This is a genomic window from Propylenella binzhouense (assembly GCF_009866965.1).
Lineage (GTDB): Bacteria > Pseudomonadota > Alphaproteobacteria > Rhizobiales > Afifellaceae > Propylenella > Propylenella binzhouense.
Window position 1 is genome coordinate 1 of sequence record NZ_SPKJ01000017.1, and the last position, 18,536, is coordinate 18,536.

Annotated in this window: 15 protein-coding genes; 6 read left to right on the plus strand and 9 right to left on the minus strand. The window is 68.9% G+C overall.

Annotation, left to right across the window (positions count from 1 at the left end; translation table 11 throughout):
- Positions 1-23: 23 nt before the first annotated feature.
- Positions 24-1,922, minus strand: a complete 1,899-nt coding sequence (locus tag E4O86_RS07495; protein ID WP_161139948.1) for a methanol/ethanol family PQQ-dependent dehydrogenase — start codon at positions 1,920-1,922, stop codon at positions 24-26.
- Between the two features lie 213 nt (positions 1,923-2,135).
- On the opposite strand from E4O86_RS07495, the gene E4O86_RS07500 reads away from it, so the two are divergent.
- Positions 2,136-2,843 carry a Crp/Fnr family transcriptional regulator gene (locus E4O86_RS07500; RefSeq protein ID WP_161139908.1) on the plus strand — a complete coding sequence of 236 codons (708 nt, stop codon included), beginning with the start codon at positions 2,136-2,138 and terminating at the stop codon, positions 2,841-2,843.
- Between the two features lie 388 nt (positions 2,844-3,231).
- Here the strand turns inward: E4O86_RS07500 and E4O86_RS07505 are convergent, their stop codons facing one another.
- The 4 genes from E4O86_RS07505 to E4O86_RS07520 form a co-directional block, all read right to left on the minus strand.
- The gene (locus E4O86_RS07505; RefSeq protein ID WP_161139909.1) at positions 3,232-5,994 is read right to left on the minus strand and encodes an ATP-binding protein; all 2,763 of its coding nucleotides are present in this window, start codon (positions 5,992-5,994) and stop codon (positions 3,232-3,234) included.
- Between the two features lie 7 nt (positions 5,995-6,001).
- Positions 6,002-6,256 (minus strand): hypothetical protein, encoded by a 255-nt coding sequence (locus tag E4O86_RS07510; RefSeq protein WP_161139910.1) that lies wholly within the window; start codon positions 6,254-6,256, stop codon positions 6,002-6,004.
- Positions 6,253-6,651 (minus strand): response regulator, encoded by a 399-nt coding sequence (locus E4O86_RS07515; RefSeq protein ID WP_161139911.1) that lies wholly within the window; start codon positions 6,649-6,651, stop codon positions 6,253-6,255. Before E4O86_RS07515 ends, E4O86_RS07510 begins: the two co-directional genes overlap by 4 nt.
- 162 nt (positions 6,652-6,813) lie before the next feature.
- Positions 6,814-8,343, minus strand: a complete 1,530-nt coding sequence (locus tag E4O86_RS07520) for a helix-turn-helix domain-containing protein (RefSeq protein ID WP_161139912.1) — start codon at positions 8,341-8,343, stop codon at positions 6,814-6,816.
- A gap of 375 nt (positions 8,344-8,718) precedes the next feature.
- Here E4O86_RS07520 and E4O86_RS07525 point away from each other — a divergent pair, with 375 nt between their 5' ends.
- The 5 genes from E4O86_RS07525 to E4O86_RS07545 all read left to right on the plus strand — a co-directional run bounded on the left by E4O86_RS07525 (position 8,719) and on the right by E4O86_RS07545 (position 13,802).
- Positions 8,719-10,095, plus strand: a complete 1,377-nt coding sequence (locus E4O86_RS07525; protein WP_161139913.1) for a substrate-binding protein — start codon at positions 8,719-8,721, stop codon at positions 10,093-10,095.
- A 107-nt stretch (positions 10,096-10,202) separates the two neighbouring features.
- Positions 10,203-11,171: a branched-chain amino acid ABC transporter permease gene (locus E4O86_RS07530; RefSeq protein ID WP_425500115.1), complete on the plus strand. Its 969-nt coding sequence runs from the start codon at positions 10,203-10,205 to the stop codon at positions 11,169-11,171.
- Positions 11,168-12,283 carry a branched-chain amino acid ABC transporter permease gene (locus E4O86_RS07535; RefSeq protein WP_161139915.1) on the plus strand — a complete coding sequence of 372 codons (1,116 nt, stop codon included), beginning with the start codon at positions 11,168-11,170 and terminating at the stop codon, positions 12,281-12,283. Before E4O86_RS07530 ends, E4O86_RS07535 begins: the two co-directional genes overlap by 4 nt.
- The gene (locus tag E4O86_RS07540) at positions 12,280-13,050 is read left to right on the plus strand and encodes an ABC transporter ATP-binding protein (protein ID WP_205520762.1); all 771 of its coding nucleotides are present in this window, start codon (positions 12,280-12,282) and stop codon (positions 13,048-13,050) included. Before E4O86_RS07535 ends, E4O86_RS07540 begins: the two co-directional genes overlap by 4 nt.
- Positions 13,047-13,802 carry an ABC transporter ATP-binding protein gene (locus E4O86_RS07545; RefSeq protein ID WP_161139916.1) on the plus strand — a complete coding sequence of 252 codons (756 nt, stop codon included), beginning with the start codon at positions 13,047-13,049 and terminating at the stop codon, positions 13,800-13,802. Before E4O86_RS07540 ends, E4O86_RS07545 begins: the two co-directional genes overlap by 4 nt.
- 219 nt (positions 13,803-14,021) lie before the next feature.
- On the opposite strand, the gene E4O86_RS07550 is transcribed toward E4O86_RS07545, so the two are convergent.
- The 4 genes from E4O86_RS07550 to E4O86_RS07565 are packed head-to-tail and all read right to left on the minus strand — an operon-like array spanning position 14,022 to position 18,522.
- Positions 14,022-14,882, minus strand: a complete 861-nt coding sequence (locus E4O86_RS07550; protein ID WP_161139917.1) for a p-hydroxycinnamoyl CoA hydratase/lyase — start codon at positions 14,880-14,882, stop codon at positions 14,022-14,024.
- 55 nt (positions 14,883-14,937) lie between these two features.
- A complete protein-coding gene (locus E4O86_RS07555) occupies positions 14,938-15,726 on the minus strand; it encodes an enoyl-CoA hydratase/isomerase family protein (protein ID WP_161139918.1) in 789 nt (262 codons plus the stop codon).
- A gap of 33 nt (positions 15,727-15,759) precedes the next feature.
- Positions 15,760-16,575, minus strand: a complete 816-nt coding sequence (locus tag E4O86_RS07560) for an alpha/beta fold hydrolase (RefSeq protein WP_161139919.1) — start codon at positions 16,573-16,575, stop codon at positions 15,760-15,762.
- 3 nt (positions 16,576-16,578) lie between these two features.
- The gene (locus E4O86_RS07565) at positions 16,579-18,522 is read right to left on the minus strand and encodes a tripartite tricarboxylate transporter permease (RefSeq protein ID WP_161139920.1); all 1,944 of its coding nucleotides are present in this window, start codon (positions 18,520-18,522) and stop codon (positions 16,579-16,581) included.
- Positions 18,523-18,536: the final 14 nt, after the last annotated feature.

Here is an 18,536-nt window from a genome sequence, read left to right on the forward strand (position 1 = left end):
GCCCGCCTGCCATAAGCCGCCCGTCACTGCGCCGGCGCATCGGTGCCTCCCGTCGCTGGCCGCGCGGGCGCGGCCGGGCCGCCGCCGGCTCCCCCGCCCGCCTCGGGCAGCGCGAAGACGAGGAGCGTGCTGCCGCCCCTGGTATAGGCCGGAAGGTCCTGCGTAGCGCCGACGAAGCCGAGCGCGCCGTTGCGCACCCGCGGGTCGAGCTCGGCGGTGGCGACGGCGCCCGACCAGCCGCCGATGCCGGAAAGGATCGCGACATATTGCCGGCCGTCTCTGCCCTGATAGGTGGTCGGCTGGCCGATGATCCCCGAGGGCGTGCGGAACTGCCAGAGCACCTCGCCGGTGCGCGCGTCCACGGCTTTGAAGAGGCGGTCCATGGTGCCGTAGAAGGCGACGTCGCCGGCGGTCGCCAGCGCGCCGCTCCAGACCGGCAGGTTCTCCTTGATGGACCAGACCTTCTCCTGCCGGACCGGGTCCCACGCCATGAACTCGCCGCGATGTCCGCCGGGCCCGGCATACATGTCCGCCTCGGCGCCGAGATAGGGCGTGCCGGCGATGTAGCCGACCTCGACCGTCTTCATGTTCATGCAGAGATGCTGGTGCGGCACGTAGAGGAGCCCGGTGCGCGGCGACCACGCCGTGGGCTGCCAGTCCTTCGCGCCCGGCGCGGCCGGACAGATGTCCTCGATGGTCTTCCCGAGGGTCGGATGGAGCGCCTCGTTCGGGATGATCCGGCCGGTCTTCAGGTCGACGCCCTTATAGGCGGTGACGTCGTCATAGGCCTTCGCCGAGATCACCTCCCCGGTCGCGCGGTCGATGACGTACATGTAGCCGGTCCGCCCGGGCCGGATCGCCACCTTGCGGGGCTTGCCGTCGATCTGAAGCTCGGTCAGGACGAGCTCGTTGATGCCGTCATGGTCCCAGAGATCGTGGGGGCTGGTCTGGTAGGCCCATTTCGCCTGCCCCGTGTCCGGATCGCGCGCGAAGATGGTCGTCGTCCAGAGATTGTCGCCCGGCCGCTGGTTCGAGTTCCAGGGCCCGGGATTGGCGGTCCCGTAGAAGATGAGGTCGAGCTCCGGATCGTAGGAGATCCAGCCCCACACCGTGCCGCCGCCATGCTGCCAATGGTCCGGCGGCCACGACTTCACGCCGAGATCCTCGCCCTTCATGAAGTCGTAGAAAGGCTTGAAGTCCGGCCCGATGAGCACGTCCTTGTCGGGCCCGGTCGAATAGGCGCGCCAGACGATCTCGCCGGTATTCTCGTCGAGTGCGGTCAGCCAGCCGCGCACGCCCATTTCGCCGCCGCTGTTGCCGACGAGGACCTTCCCCTTCACGACGAGGGGAGCCATGGTCATCGTCTCGCCGCGCGAGATGTCGCCGAGCTGCTTGACCCAGACCTCCTTGCCCGTCTTGGCGTCGAGCGCGACGGTGTGGTTGTCGAGCGTGTTGTAGAAGATCTTGCCGTTGTCGTAGGCCGCGCCGCGATTGACCACGTCGCAGCAGGCGACGCCCTGCGCGGAGAGGTTCGGCTTCGGCGAGTAGGTCCATTTCAGCTCGCCGGTGGTCGCGTCGAGCGCGAAGACGGAGCCCGGATGCGGCCCCGCATAGGGTCCGACCACGTACATCATCCCGTCGACCACGATCGGCGCCGCCTCCTGGCCGCGGTCGGCGCCGACCGAGAAGGTCCAGGCGACCTGCAGCCGGCCGGCATTGCCGGTATTGATCTGGTCGAGCTCGCTGTAGCGGGTGGACGCGTAGTTCTTGCCCGGCATCACCCATTGGGCCGGGTCCTTCGAGAGCGCCTCGAGGTCGCCCTGCTGGGCGGCGGCCTCTCCGGCCGCGATCGGACCGAGGACGAGCGATGCGCCGAGAAGAAGCGCGGCTGCCAACCGGCCCGCTCCGCCTTGTCGGTGCATGCGCGCCGTGCCATGGCGGCGATCCCCGGCCGGCAGGCGGTAGGGGGGCAGGTCGCGCCCGGTTCCGGAGGCGCAGTCAGTCACATGCCGCATCATGGCACCTCGGCTGCTGCATTCAGGTAGGGTTATGTATCCTATCTGACATACGTCAATGCGCGTCTGTCATGTGTGTTACATTTGTACGATTCGCACGGGAGGAGCTGGCACGGTGTCATGGAACGGCAACTCCACCCGAACCGCCTTCTGAGCACGCTTCCGCCGGCGGAGTTCGTCGCGGTGCTGCGGCGGCTGCAGCCGGCGCCGCTCATTCCGGGAACAATCCTCTACGACGCCGGAACAGCGATCGAGACCGTCTGGTTCCCCCATTCCGGCTTGGTTTCGATCGTGAGCCACCCGGGGCTGGACGGGCTCGTGGGCACGGCCGCGATCGGCCCGGAGGGCTTCGTCGGCTTCCCGCTCGTGCTCTGCGCGCAATCCTGGCTCGGCACCACGATCGTGCAGGTGCCGGGCGAAGCGTCCGCGATGGGCGCGGCCGAGTTCCTGGCGCTCGTTGACGAATGTCCGACGCTTTCGCGCCAGCTCCACCGCTACGTGCTCGCGCTCATCACGCAGATCGCGCAGGGCTCGGCCTGTCATCGCATGCATCTGGTCGAGCAGCGCTGCGCCCGCTGGCTGCTGATGTGCCACGACCGCACGCACGAGGACACGTTCCGGCTCACGCAGGAATTCCTCGCGCAGCTGCTCGGCGTGCAGCGTCCGACGGTCACGAACGCGGCCGGCGCGCTGCAGCGGATGGGACTGATCCGCTATTCGCGCGGCATCGTCTCGATCCTCGACCGGGCCGGGCTCGAGCGATCGGCCTGCCCCTGCTACGCCCTTGTGCGCGGCGAATACGAGCGGCTGATCGGCACTCCGCTGTAGCCCAGTAATCGGTGCGGGCGCTCCGCGCGTCATCGGCGTCCCCGAGGCGGCGCCTCGGGCCGAGCCGGCTGCCGCGGCGTCAACCCCCCCTTGCGGGGAGGTCGAGATTTCGGAGCGGAACGCGACGGAAATCTCGGGAGGGGGGCCGGACCGCATGGACCGGACGGCGCTCGACAGCTCGCGATGCGCACCGCCATTCCTGCGGCGGCGCGAACGGATGCCCGGTCCTTCCGCACAGGCCGGGCCAGTCGCACCGGTTGGACCCCCTCCCGAAAGCGGCGCCAGCCGCTTTCGACCTCCCCGCAAGGGGGAGGTTAAAGGCCGAGCCATGGCGGCGCGCCCCTGTCCCGGCAGTGGGCAAGCCCGGGGCGCGGCCGGTCAGGCGCGGTCAGGCATGTTCGCCCTTCAGGGCCGGCCGGATCGCGGTCTCGGCCGGCGCGGCCGGAGGCTCCGCGCCTGCGAGCGGAAGGTCGATCTCGAACACGGCGCCGCGCGCGGCCGCCGGATGGACCGAGATGCCGCCGCCATGCGCCTCCAGGATCTGCTTGGAGATGGCAAGGCCCAGTCCGCTGCCCTCCCTGCCGCTGGAGCCGCGCACGAACTTCTCGAAGATGCGGGCGCGGTCGCGCTCGGAGACGCCGGGTCCGTCGTCCTCGACCCGCAGCACCACCCGGTCCGCCCGCACGCTCCCCGAGACGCGGACATGGCCGCCGGCGCTGTCGTTGAACTTGATCGCGTTGTGCACGAGGTTGATCAGGACCTGCTTCAGCCGGTCGGGATCGGACAGGACGGGACCGAGCCGGTCCGGCACCTCGTCGCGGAGATCGATCCCGTGCTGGAACGCGAAGCCGGTCATCGCGGCGACCGCCTCGTGCGCCGTCGTCGCCGGGTCGATCCGCGCCTGCTTCAGGTCGTGGTCGCCGCGCTGCAGCCGGTTGAGGTCCAGGATCTCGTCGAGGAGCCGGGTGAGCCGCTGGCTCTCCTCGTAGATGATCCGGGCGAAGCGGTCGCGCTGCTGGGGCGACAGCCGGTCGCCTTCCAGGAGCACTTCCGCGAAGGAGCGGATCGAGGTCATCGGCGTCCTGAGCTCATGGCTGACATGGCTCAGGAACTCGTCCTTGATCGTGTCGATCTCCTTCAGCCGGGCATTGGCGAGCCGGAGCTGGACCGCCACGGCCTCGAGCTCGGAGGATTTCTGCTCGAGCTGCCTGCCATATTCGATCGCCTGCTGCGTCTCGTCGAGGATGGTGATCACCTCGTCCAGGCTGATCGTCTCGCCGCCGGCGACGCGCGAGACCAGCACGCGCGCGGAGGCCGCGCCGATCGAGCCGGCCAGCTGGCGCTCCACGAACGAGATCAGGCGCGCGTCGGCGACGAGCTCCCGCAGATCGTGCTTCTCGCTCTCGGCATAGTCGCGGAACACGCGGTAGGCGCGTTCCGGGCCGACGATGCGGCGGGCGAGCGCCATCAGGTCCTCCACCGCCGTGTCTCCCGTCCAGGCGCGCGAGGTGCGCCGGGGCGACTCGCCGAAGGCGTCGACGAAGAGCGCGCTCTGGAGGCGCTCCAGCGGCTTCGGGACGGAGGCGAGCGAGACGAAGACATAGGCGCCGACATTGAGCGACAGGCTCCAGAACAGCGCGTGCTGGATGGACCCCCAGCCGTCGAGGTAGAAGAGCGCCTCCGGCCGCAGGAAGGCGATCCCGAAGGGGCCGTCGGTCAGGAGCCCGGGCATGGCGCCCCCGACCCGGACGAGGCTCGGCAGGAGCAGCGTGTACGCCCAGACGACGAAGCCCGCGAGAAGCCCCGCGACCGCCCCCTGTTCCGTCCCGCCGCGCCAGTAGATGCCGCCGACCATCGCGGGAAGGAGCTGCGCCGCGGCCGCGAAGGAGATGAGCCCGATCGCGGCGAGCGCGTCCGACTGGGCGCCGAACCGGTAGTAGAAGAAGCCGAGCGACAGGATGAGGACGATCGAGACCCGCCGGATCGCGAGCAGGAGCCCCGTCAGGTCGCGGGCCTGGTGCAGGTCGAGGCGCCGGCTCCGGAGCAGGAGCGGCATGACCATGTGGTTGGAGATCATGATCGAGAGCGCAATGCAGGCGACGATCACCATCGACGTCGCCGACGAGAAGCCGCCGATGAAGGCGGCGAGCGCGAGGAGGTCGCTGCCGGCCTGGAGGGGCACCGTGAGGACGTAGAGATCGGGGTTGCGGTCGGGTCCGACGATCCCGAGGCCGGCGACCGCGATCGGGACCGTGAAGAAGCTGATGAGCAGCATGTAGAGGGGAAAGAGCCAGCTTGCCGTCCGCAGATGGCGCTCGTCGGTGACCTCCACCACCGCCACCTGGAACTGCCGCGGCAGGCAGACGATCGCCGCCGCGGCGAGGAAGAGCATGGTCGTCCAGCGCGACGGATCGCCGGCGGAGAAGGGCGGCGTCCCCCGGAGCGCCGGATCGAGCCAGACCGGCCCGGAATAATCGGGGCCGGCCGACTTGAGCCCGATCACGACGAACAGCCCGACGGCGACGAGCGCGGCGAGCTTCACGAGCGATTCGAAGGCGATCGCCGCGACCACGCCCGGATGGTGCTCGTCCGCGCCGATGTTCCGGGTGCCGAAGATGATGACGAAGGCGGCCATGGAGGCGGCCACCCAGAACGCCGTGTCGCCGAAAATGCCGTGCGCCTCGGCCGAGACGAGGGTCTTGCCGACGGTCAGGATGTCGAGGCTCGTCGCCACGGATTTGAGCTGGAGGGCGATGTAGGGCGTCGTCCCGACAAGCGCGATCAGCGTCACGATCGCGGCGACGCGCGTGCTCTTCCCGTACCGCGAGGAGATGAAGTCCGCGATCGAGGTGATGCGGTGCGTCTTCGAGATGCGCACGAGCTTGCGGAGCAGGAAGAAGGCGCCGGCGAAGACGAGGGTCGGCCCGAGATAGATCGTGGCGAACTCGGCGCCGTTGCGCGCGGCCGAGCCGACGGCGCCGTAGAAGGTCCATGACGTGCAGTAGACCGTCAGCGACAGCGTGTAGACGACCGGGGACCTGATGAGCTTGGCGCGGCCGTTCGCGGCCATCCGGTCGGTCGCGAAGGCGAGCACGAAGAGGAGCGCGAGATAGAGCCCCGAGATGGCGAGGACGACGCCCGGGGTGAGCATGGCGCGCTCAGCCGTTCGCGCCGTCGCGTCCGGAGAGGGGCGCATCCGCGCCCTGCCGCTCGTCGCTCCAGGGCAGCCGGCGCGCGAGCAGGAAGGCTGCGGCGATGAGCATCGCCCAGACTGCGAAGATGTAGACGATGAAGACCGGAAACCCTGCGGCCCTCGACCAGGACGCGAGTGCGAGGATCGTCGGCGGCGTGGTCAGGAAGACGCCCAGCCACGGCAGCAGGAACGCGAATTCGTGGAGGCGCCGCTCCCTCATCGGGGCGGCCCCTGGGCGGGCCGGTCGGACCGGCCGACCAGTGCGAGGGTCTGCTCGACCACGTCGCGGTTGGAGAAGGGCTTCGTCACGAACGCGTCGGCGCCGAGCGCGAGCGCCATCCGCCGGTCGTTCTCCTGGCCGCGCGCCGTCAGCACGAGGATCGGCGTGGCGCGAAGGACGGGATTGCCCTTGACGTGCCGCAGGACCTCGAGCCCGCTCTCTTCCGGCAGCATGATGTCGAGGATCACCGCCGCCGGCCGGAGGTTTCGGATCGCCTGCAGTGCGAGTGCGCCGTCCCTGGCGACCGAGACCTCGAGACCCGCACGCTCGATGAGGAACGTGAGCGACTCGACGATATACGGCTCGTCTTCTGCGATCAGCACCAGCGGACGCACGCGTCTCCCCCCGGCACTCGCTGTTCCGGTGCCGTTTCCGCGAAGTTTACCGGTTTTGCGGCCCGAGGCCAGCATCCGAATGGCTGACGCCGCACGGCTGCGCCGCAACTGCCGCCGGGGCGGGACCGGCGCCGCGGGTCTCCGGCCGTGCGACGTTCACGCTCACGGACCGGCCTGGGCGGCGAGGATCGAGGGAAAGGCCCGCTGGGGACAGCCGGGCCGCGGGCAGAGATGGCAGTTTATCCCCGTTTCGAGCGGCGGACCGGCGGTCGCGTCGCCATAGACGACGCGCCGGGCCGCGGCGGCGTCGCAGGCGATCAGGATGCTGTGCGTTTCGGCCGGGGCTCCGAAGGCGGCGGCCGGCTTGGTCGTCACCCGCGCGATGAAGAGGAACTCCCGGCCGTCCGGCAGCCGCACGCGCTGCGTCAGGACCGATCCGGGGTTCCGGAGCGCGCCGTAGACGGGCCAGAGCGGGCAGGCCCCGCCGTAGCGCGGCAATTGCAGGGCCGGGAGGCTGAACCGCTTCGAGATGTTGCCGGCCGGATCGACGCGCATGAAGGCGAAGGGCACGCCCTCGGCCTCGGGGCGGCGAAGGGTCACGAGACGGTGGCAGATCTGCTCGATGCTGCCGCCGAACAGGCCGGCCAGGCTGTCGACGTCGTAGCGCACCCGTTCCGCGGCTTCGCGGAAGGCGTCGTAGGGAAAGAGCAGCGCGCCGGCGCCGTAGCTGTAGAGCGCCCCGACGGCGCGCTCGCGCGCCTCCTGGGTGGTGAGCCGCGGATCCTCCGCCAGGCTCCGGATGGTGCCGGTGTCCTCGAGCATGATCGCGATGCGCGCGAGCTGGAAGCGGAGCGTCGAGGGCGCCATCGCGGCGGGCGCGTGGAACAGGCGCGCGTCGCGGTCGTAGAGGCCGCGCGGCGCAGCGTGGTCGAACGACGCCGGCACCACGCTGACGCCGTGGCGGTGGGCCAGCCAGGCCGCAAGACCGCCGCGCGTATGGCCGATCTTCTCCGCCGCCCCCTCCAGCTCCGGAAAATAGTTCTGCCGATCGATGATGAAGTCGTCGACCTCCTCCGCCGGCGTGCTCGGGCGACCGCTGTCGCCGAAATCGCTGAGCCGCTCGAACAGCGCCTTGGCGATCGCGCCGAGCTTGCCGCTCTCCTCGGCGAGCAGCGCGGTGAAGCGGCGGCGGCGGCCGGGATCGAGCTCGTCATGCTCGCTCAGGATCTCCGCGAACGAACGGACGGAGGTCATCCGCGTCAGGAGCTCGTGGCTCGCCTGGAGCAGCGTGGCGTCATGCGTGAGCCGGTCGGACAGCATCTCCGAGAGCGCGCTCGCACGGTGATAGGAGCGGTGCAGGCGCACCAGAGCGCGGCCCCATTCCGGTTGCCGTCCGACGATCTCCTGCGCGCCGGCCTGGTCGATGCCGAGGTCCTGCACCAGCGGGTCGGCGGAGATCTCCGTGAGATCCTGGACCAGGCGCGACGCCTCGGCTCCGGTCAGATCGGCGAGATCGAGATCGAGCGCGGCGGCGAGGCGGTTGAGGAGCCGTCCGGCAACCTCGCGCTTGCCGTGCTCGATGAGGTTCAGATAGCTCGCGGAGATCCCGATCTCGGCCGCAAGCGCGGCCTGCGTGATGCCGCGCTTGCGCCGGCACTCGCGCAGGCGGTAGCCCACGGGCACCCGCGCCATCTCCCCTCCCTCCGGCCTTCGAGGCTCGATTTTCCGCCCGAGTTTACTGGTTTGGTGGTTCGAATCAACCGGTTGGCCGGGCCGTCACAGGCTGCTTTTACTCCGCTGCCGGCGCGCTCGACGCCCGCGTGCGAGGGCGTCCGAGGCGGCGGCGGCGCCTGCCCGGGGAGCCGATCGAAGAGCGCGCCGATTTTCAGGCTTTACAGCTGGCCTCCACGAATGCCGGCGTCTTTACAAATGTTTGCTGCGGGAGCTGTCGCTTCTGGAACCCGCCCGGATGCCCCTTTACTCTCTGCCGGTCCGACATCCGGACCAAGAACCGGCAGAACAGCTCCGCGGCTCGCCGGACCGCATTCACCCCCGCGGGAGGAATTCATGAAGCTCACCGACAAACACCTCACTCGTAGAGGGCTGCTCAAGGCCGGCGCGGCGACCTCGCTCGTCCTCGCCGCACCGCTCCATTTCGTGCGTGGCGCCTGGGCGCAGGAGAAGGCCATCGGCACCTTTCCCGCCGGCACCAGCGGAAGCTCCGTCAAATACGGCTTCATCGTGCCGCAGACCGGCGCCTATGCCGACGAGGGCGCCGACGAGCTGCGCGCCTACCAGCTGGCGGTCAAGCACCTGAACGGCGGCGGCGGCATGCTGGAGACCATGAAGCCGCTCTCGCTCAAGGGCAACGGCGTGCTCGGGAAGAAGGTCGAATACGTCACCGGCGACACGCAGACCAATCCTGATGCGGCCCGCCAGGCGGCGCAGCGCGCGATCGAGCGCGACAAGGTCATCATGTTCTCGGGCGGCTCGTCCTCGGCGGTCGCGGTCGCGCAGCAATATCTCGCCCAGGACAAGGGCGTGATCTTCATGGACGCGCTCACGCATTCCAACGACACGACCGGGAAGGACCGCCGCCGCTACGGCTTCCGCCACTTCTTCAACGCCTATCAGTCCGGCATCGCGCTCGGGCCGATCCTTGCGGAACGCTATGGCAAGGACCGCCGCGCCTTCCACCTCACCGCCGACTACACCTGGGGCCACACGCAGTACGAATCGATCAGGGACGCGACCGAGAAGCAGGGCTGGACGACCGTCAACAACATCATGACGCCGCTCGGCGCTCCGGACTTCTCGCAGTACCTGACCGCCGCCATCAATTCCGACGCCGACGTGCTCATCCTCAACCACTACGGCAAGGACATGGTGAACTCGCTCACCCAGGCGGTGCAGTTCGGCATGCGCGACATGCAGAAGAACGGCAGGAACATCGAGGTCGTCGTCCCGCTCTATTCCGAGTTGATGGCCAAGGGCGCGGGCGACAACATCGCCGGCGTGCTCGGCACGGCGAACTTCAACGAGAAGCTCGACGACCCGGGCAGCGCGGCCTTCATCAAGGCGTTCACGGACGAGTACGGATTCCCGCCCTCCCAGGCGGCGCAGACCGCCTATGTCCAGACCCTGCTCTATTCGAACGCGGTCGAGCAGGCCGGCACCTTCTATCCGCCCGAGGTCATCAAGGCGCTCGAGGGAGCCGAGATCGAGGGAATCGGACCGGGCAAGGCGCTCTACCGTGCCGAGGACCATCAGTGCTTCCACGACATCCTGGTGGTGGAAGGCAAGGCGCCGTCCGACCGCCAGAACCAGTACGATCTGCTCAAGATCGTGAAGCAGGTTCCGCGCGAGGAGGTGACCTATCCGGCCGACATTCCGGCGTTCGGCGGAAAGGACGCGCAGCTCGGAGCCTACGAGCCCTCGGCCTGACCCGGAGGACGAAGCGCGGCCCGCGGCCGCGCTTCCCCTACCTGTCGCAGCGAGCCGGGGGACCCGGCATTCCGTCTCGGCGCTGATCGTCCGGAACTTCGATGACCATCAACAGCATCTTCCTGATGGTGCTCACGGGCCTGCAGCTCGGCGCGATCTACGCGCTGATCGCGCTCGGCCTCACGCTCATCTTCGGCACTCTGGGGGTCGTGAACTTCGCTCACGGCGCGCTCTACCTGATCGCCGCCTATTGCGCGGTCTTCGCGGCCCAGAGCCTCGGCTTCGGCCTCGCCATCGTGCTCGTGCCGATCATCCTCTTCATCTTCGGCATCGCGATGGAGCGGGGGCTCATCCGCTTCTTCTACCAGCGTCCCCACACGGACCAGATCCTCGTCACGTTCGGCATCGCCATCGTGGTCGAGGAGGTGCTGAAATGGATGTTCGGGGCCAACAACATTCCGTTCGCGCTGCCCTCCTGGGGCGCCGGGCAGGTGCTCTTCTACGGGCTCGGCGCGAACGTGCCGGCCGCGATCCCCGGCATCCGCGTTCCGATGCCCTTCCTGGAGGGCTTCGCCTTCTTCCCGGCCTGGCGCCTCCTGCTCATCATCGTGACCGCCGTCACGATCTTCGCGCTCTTCGCGCTGCTGCAGTTCACCCGCTTCGGGCTCGTCCTCCGCGCCGGCATGCGCGATCCGGAAATGCTGCGCTTCCTGGGCGTGAACGTAACCATCCGGTTCTCGATCCTGTTCGGGATCGGGGCCATGATCGCCGGCATAGCCGGCGTCTTCGGCGGGCCCGTCACCCAGGTCTCGCCGACGGTCGGCATGGCTCTCCTCGTCCCCTCGTTCCTCGTCGTCGTCATCGGCGGGATGGGCTCGATGCTCGGCGCGCTGGTCGCGGCCCTCCTGCTCGGCATGGCCTCGAGCTTCACGACCGGATTCGCGGCGGCCGTCGGCGACCCCACGGCCAAGATGGCGCTCACCGCGCTCCAGCAGATCGTGGTCTATCTCGTCGCCGTCGTCGTGCTCCTGATCCGGCCGCGCGGACTCTTCGGAAAGAAGGGCATCTTCGAATGAGCAACATCACCGAGGCCGGCCTCGCCACGGGCTATGCCCGCGCCGCCTCCCGTCAGCCCGCACTCGTGACGGGCACCGATCTCCTCGTCATCGGCGCGTTCGTGCTGGTCGTCCTCACCATGCCGTGGTGGCTCGTCCTGATCGCCGGCTACGAGGCGCTCGCAACCAAGATCGTGATCTGGGCCATCTTCGCGCTCGGCTTCGACATCCTGCTCGGCTTCACCGGCTATCTCTCCTTCGGGCATGCCGCGTTCTTCGGGTCCGCGGCCTACATCACCGGACTGTCGCTGAAGCACCTGACGTCGGACATCGTGCCGGCGATGGCGATATCCTTCGCGGGCCTTTTCGTCATCGCGCTCGTGATCGGCGTCCTCACGCTGCGACGCTCGGGGATCTACTTCTCGATTCTCACGCTCGCCTTCGCGGAGATGGCGCACGCGCTCATCCTCTCCTCCACGCTCCAGGCCTGGACCGGCGGCGATAACGGCCTCACCGGCCTGCCGACGCCGACCCTGCTCGGCTCGCCGATGCGGGGTCTCACCGTCTTCTATTTCGCCTCGGCCTTTCTCGTAGCGGGCTTCATCGCCGCCCTCGTCATCCGCCGCTCGCCGTTCGGGCTCATGCTCCGGGCGATCAAGGAGAACCCGATGCGGCTGGAATATACCGGCGTGAACGTCTTCGCCTACAAGATGTCCGCCTTCGTGATCTCGGCCATGTATGCCGGGATCGCGGGCTCGCTCACGGTGATCTACGAGCCCTATGTCGCGACCGAATACATCTACTGGTCGACTTCCGGCGAGGTGGTCATCATGTCGGTGATCGGGGGCGTCGGCACGCTCATCGGGCCGATACTCGGGGCGGGGTTCATGCTCTACTTCGAGAACGTGATCCAGGGCTTCATCGGCGAGCAGTGGAAGCTCGTGCTCGGCCTGATCTTCGTCTTCATGGTGATCTTCCTGCCGGGCGGCTTCGTCGATCTCGCGCGCCAGATCTGGCGCTCGCTCGGGCACAGGATCCGCGCGCGGCGCTACAACGTGCCCGACATGGCCCCGGAGGCCGACGAGGACCGGCTCCGCCGCCGCCTCGACCGAGAGGAGGCCGAGGCCCGATGACCGCCATGAAGACACCCATCCTGGAAGTGCGCGGCGTCTCCAAGAGCTTCGGCGGGCTGCGCGCCCTCAACGACGTGAACCTCACCGTGCAGGAGGGCTCGATCCACGCGATCATCGGGCCGAACGGCGCCGGCAAGTCGACGCTCCTCAACGTGCTGATCGGGCTGATCGAGGCCGACGAGGGCACCATCACCTATGCCGGCGAGCGGATTCGCGGCCTGTCGCCGCACACCATCATCCAGAAGGGCATCGCCCGCGTGTTCCAGACCCCGCAGATCTTTCCGGGTCTGACGCTCGTCGAGAACGTCGCGATCGCGGCGCTCGCGAAGCGTGACGGCCAGTTCGGGCTGAGAATCCTCGAATCGCTGAGGCCCGGCCATCCGGTGATGGCGGAAGCCGAGGAGCATCTGGTGGATGTCGGCCTCGCCGGCCATCTGCGGTCGGAGGCGCAGCATCTCTCCCGCGGCGACAAGCGCCGGCTGGAACTCGCGCTCTGCCTCGCGGCGAGGCCCCGGCTCCTGCTCCTCGACGAGCCGACCGCCGGCATGTCGCGGCACGACACCAACAGCACGATCGAGCTTCTGAAGCACCTGTCGCGCAAGGGCATGACGAAGATCGTCATCGAGCACGACATGCACGTCGTGTTCTCGCTTTCCGAACGGATCACGGTGCTCGCCCAGGGAACCGTGATCGCCGAGGGCGCGCCGCAGGAGGTCCGCGGCAATCCGCGCGTGCAGGAAGCCTATCTCGGGGGAGCGCATACATGACGATTGCCGCTGAGGCCCGTCCGGCCGATGCCGTCGCATCGGCGCCCGCCCCCTTCTTCGCGGCCCGCGACGTTCACGCCTATTACGGCGAAAGCTACATCGTCCAGGGCGTGGACTTCGAGGTCCGCGAGAAGGAGATCGTCGCGCTGCTCGGGCGAAACGGCGCCGGCAAGACCTCGACCCTGCGGACGATCGCGCGCGCCGCCCAGCCGTCGCTGAAATCCGGCGAGATCTGGCTCGGCGGCATGCCGCTCCACCGGATGAGCACGCACGAGGCGGCGCGCGCGGGCGTGCAGCTGGTGCCGGAGGACAGGCGCATCATTCCCGGCCTGACGGTGGAGCAGAACCTCATCGTGGCGCAGGTGGCGGAGCGGCCCGGCTGGCCGCTCGCCCAGATATACGAGCATTTCCCGCGGCTCGCCGAGCGGCGGCGGCAGGACGCGATCACGATGTCGGGCGGCGAGCAGCAGATGCTCGCGGTCGCCCGCGCGCTCGCCCGGGACCTGAAGCTCCTCCTCCTGGACGAGCCCTATGAGGGGCTCGCCCCGACCATCGTGCGCGAGATCGAATCGATCCTGCAGGAGGTGAAGCGGATCGGCATCACCACCATCATCGTGGAGCAGAACGCGATCGCCGCCCTCCAGCTCGCCGATCGCGCCGTCATCCTCGACATGGGGACCGTCGCCTACCAGGGACCGGCGCAGGAGGTCCTGGACAACGCCGATCTGCGCCACCAGTACCTGGCGATCTGACCGTCCGGACCCGGCCCCGACAGGAGCAGGTCTCCTGTCGTCACGCCGGGCTCGACGCGGCCTCCATCAGCTTCCTGTTGGAGCACCTGCCGCTTCCTGGATCGCCGGATCAAGTCCGGCGATGGCCGCGGGGCGAGGCGCGAGGCGAAGCCGGGCCTCGAACCGCCAGGGCGGCCCAGGCGAGCGCGCCGTCCAGGCCTCGCCCCGGCGTCCGTCTCCCTACGCTTCCGCCTTCTTCGCGCCGTGCGTGAGAAGCGTGCCGCGCTGGAACGGCTCGAAGGTGGGCTTGTAGATCTTCTCGTCCAGGAACTGCCGCAGGCCGGTATTGTAGGAATCTTCCTTGTCGTTGGCGCGGATGGCCTTCCCCTTCTCCGCGAGGTAGTCGTAGGCCTGCGCGAAATCCATGCTGCGGACATGTCTCATGGCCTGCTTCGTCGCGCGCAGCACTTCCGGGCTCTTCTTCATGAGACGGACGGCGAGGTCCTCGGTCGCCTTCTCGAGCTCGCCATCCGGGACCGCATAGTTGACGAGGCCGATGCGCGCCGCCTCGTCTCCGTCGAACGCATCGCCGAGGCACGCATAATACATCGCATGCCGCGGCAGCAGCGCATCCGCGACCACCTTGGCGACGAGCGCACCGGGCAGGATTCCCCAATTGACCTCCGAGAGCGAGAACGTCGCGCTCTTCGCGGCGATGGCGAAGTCGCAGGCCAGGAGCTGCATGAAGGCGCCGCCGACGCAATATCCGTGCACCATGGCGATGGTCGGCTTTCGGTAGTTGTAGATGCGCTCCCAGCGCCAGCGGTTCGCCGCCTCGGCGGCCTTCTTCTTTTCGGCCGGGTTGCTGTCCAGCTCGCGGAAGAACTTCTTCAGATCCTGCCCGGCGCTGAAATTGCCGCCCGCGCCCGTGATCACGATCACCGCCGCGTCGGGATCGGTCTCCAGGCGGGCGAGCGCATCGTCCATGTCGTAATGGAGGGCCGGGCTCATGGCGTTGCGCTTGTCCGGCCGGTTGAGGGTCACCCAGGCGATCCCGTCATGGATGTTCACCAGCACGTTCTCGTACTTGTAGTCCTGCATCGCGCTTCTCCTATGTGATCATCTTGCTTCGGACGATGCCGTCCCGAGCGGGCCGTCAGCGCCCTCCGAATTCGGGCGGCCGCCTCTCCCGCCAGGCTGCGTGGCCTTCCTGTTTGTCCTCGGTGCCCTCCAGCGCGAAGAACCGGTAGGCATCGGCGAGCCCCGCCAGTTCCGCGTTCGGCATCTCGAGTCCGGTGCCGATCGATTCCTTGACCATGCGGGTGGCCAGCGGCGGCTGCGCGGCGATGCGCCCCGCGATCTCGAGCGCCTTCGGCATGAGCTCGGCGTGCGGGACGAGCCACTGCGCCAGGCCCATCCGGAACGCCTCCTGCCCGTCGATGGGAAACCCGAGCGCGAGCCGCATCGCATTGCCGCGCCCCATCCATTGCGCCGCGCGCACCGAGCCGCCATGCGCGGGAATGATGCCGAGGCCGGTCTGCGGCAGCCGCCATTCCGCCTTCTCGCTCGCGACCACGAGGTCGCAGCAAAGGGTGAGGATCGCCGCGATTCCGATGGCGTAGCCGTTCACGGCGGCCACGGCCGGCTTGGGAAATCCGCCGAGCGTGGCGACGAGGTGCCGCTTCCGCTTCGGCACGGACCGGATGAAGGCGGCGGCCGAGTCGATTTTGTGCGCGGCGGGGTCGCGGATGTCCGCGCCGGCGGAAAACGCCCCGCCGGCCTCGTCGCCCGTCAGAAGGATGCACCGGATCTCGTCATCCTCCTCGCATTGCGCCAGACGGTCGACGAGATCGGAGGACATCGCCTCGGTCAGGGTGTTGCGCGCCTCCGGCCGGCTGAGCGTCAGCAGGCCGACATGGCCCCGCTTCTCCAGGATCAGGGGCATGGCCGGCCGACCTTCCGGAGAGCGACAGATCCGTCAGCGCCCATCATCCGATCCTCCCAGGAAGCGGCGCAGGATCGCTGCGAGCCGAAGAGGGTCCTCCACCGGCAGCGAGTGCCCGACGCGGCCGACCATTTCGAAGGCGGCCGGAATGGCCGCGGCGATCTCGCGGCAGCTCGCGGCCGGCGCCACGGGATCCTCCTCGCCGGCCACGACGAGGGCCGGGGAACGGATCAGGGGCAGGTCGGCGTGGAGGTCGCTGCCGCAAAGCGCGTTCCAGAGCTGCAGGTAGCCGCCCGCCGGGACCCGGGCCATGTTCGAGACGGCGGCGCGCCGGCGCGCCGCGTCGAGGCCGCTGCCGAGGATGCCGGGGCCGCGCCGGCCGGCGAATTCCGCCATTCCCAGGCTCTCGACCTCGGCAAGGCGGGCCCTGCGCAGCCTTTCGCGCTCCTCGAAGGGCCTTCCGCCGAAACCCGCGACCGGATGGAGAAGCACGACCTTCTTCGCGGCGAGGTCCGAACAGGCGGAGAGCCCGGCGACGATCGCCGCGCCGATCGAATGCCCGACCAGATGGGCGGATCCGAGGTCGAGCGCGGCGAGCAGCCCCGCGAGCGCGCGTGAATAGTCCCGGATCGCGGGCGAGGCGTCCGGGAGCGGGTCGGACGCGCCGTAGCCCGGCGCGTTCCAGGCGATCACGCGATGCTCCGAGGCGAGGCTCCCGAAGACTTCGTCCCAGACGGCACAGTCCGTGCCGATGCCGTGCACGAGCACGACGGCGTCTCCCGAACCGGCATCCCGGTACGAGATCCGCGCCCCCCCGACGTCCACCGCCTGCCAGTCAGCCGCCTGCATGGCTCAACCGAGCAGAAGCGCTGGATACCAGATCGTGTGGACGATCTGGTCGAAGGTCACGTAGAGGAACAGCGCGCAGCCGATCGCGTAGAGGGCGGCGACCCACCACCGAACCGAGCCCCAGACGAGCAGGAACAGAAGCACGAAGACCGGGAGCGCGATCAGCTGCCCGACGAGGACCGTGCCCAGGATGATCCCGGCGAGCCAGACATAGAGCATCGCGCCGCGCCCGAGGGTGGCGAACGGGAACGGCTCGCCTCCGCCGGAGCGACCCCGCCGCAGGGCGGCCCGGGCATCCTGGAAGATGACGATGAGCGTCACCACGAAGGTCGGGATCGCGATCGCGAGCGGAAAGCGGCTGACGGCCGGCGGCCAGTGCCAGGCAAGGACGATCGCCAGGAGCAGCACGGCCGCGAATACCGAGGAGACGCCGAGCGATATGCGCGGATCGCCCCGGTCCCCCGCGGCAGGCTCGGGCGGGCCGCCCGACTTGAGCGCCCTGCGGATCGTCAGGAACAGGGTGAGGAGCGTGATCGCGGCCAGGACCAGCACGATCGGGCGCCCGAGCCAGGACAGGCCGTACGCCTTCACGCTCAGGTGGAGCGAGTTCTCCATGATGGGGCCGAGGACGAAGCCGAGCACCAGCGGCGCGCGGGGCCAGTCCGCCGCCACCATCGCCGTCCCGAACATCCCGAAGACAAGCAGGATGACCCAGTCGCTGATCTGCGTCCCCGAGCTCCACGCGCCCATGAAGACGAAGACGAGGATCGCCGGCACGACCATGTAGCCGGGAATGAAGACGATCCGCTGGAGCTGCTTGGTCCAGGCGGAGAGCACGATCGCCGCGATGATATTTGCGATCACCAGCGTCCACACGAAGCTGTACGTGATCGACAGATTCCGGGTCAGCATCTCCGGTCCGGGCGCCATGCCCTGGATCTGGAACGCGCCGAGCAGGATCGCCATCGCCGCGCTGCCGGGAATGCCGAAGGCGACCGTGGGGAACAAATCGCCGCCCTTGATGGAATTGGATGCGACCTCGGGCGCGATGAGCCCGCGCACGTCGCCCTTGCCGAACTGCGACTTGTCCTTGGCGCTCTGCACGGCGTGGCCGTAGGCCATCCAGTCGGCGATGGCGCCGCCCAATCCCGGCAGGGCCCCGACATAGACCCCGATCAGCGCGGCGCGGAGCGTCAGCCAGCGGTGCTGGACGATGTCCCTGATGCCGGTCAGGAACCCCCCTGCCTTGGACGGCGGCACCTCGGAGATCGAGCCGCCGCGCAGGGTGAGCGAGACGACCTCCGGCAGGGCGAAGATGCCGAGCACCATGGCGATCATGGGAATGCCGTTGAGGAGCTCGGGAAGGCCCAGCCAGAACCGCGGGACCGCCGCCTGCTCGGAATAGCCGACCATCGAGAGAACGAGACCGAGGCCGGCCGAGAGCACGCCCTTGGCGATCGACGAACCGCTGAGGGCGCCCACCATGCAGAGGGCGAGGACCCCGAGGGCGAAGAATTCCGGCTTCGCGAATCCCATGACGAGGGGCCGGATGATCGGGATCGAGACCCCCATCACGAAGGCGCCGATGACGCCGCCGATGGCGGCGCAGGTGAAGGCGATGCCGAAGGCCCGGCTCGCCTCCCCCCGCTTCGCGAGCGGGTAGCCGTCCAGGATCGACGCCTGCGCGGCGGCGGTCCCCGGCACCCCGATCAGGATCGCCGGGATGCTGTCGCTCGTGGTGGTGACGGCATACATCCCGAGAAGGAAGGCGAATGCCGAGACCGGGTCCATGCCGAAGGTGAACGGCAGCAGGATCGCCATTCCCGTAATGCCGGAGAGGCCCGGCACGGCGCCGAAATAGGTCCCGAGGAGGATCCCGAGCCCCATGTACCCGATGGCCGGCCACTGCGTTGCAAGCAGAAAGCCCTCGACGACGTGCTGGAACACGGTGCCTCCCTCGG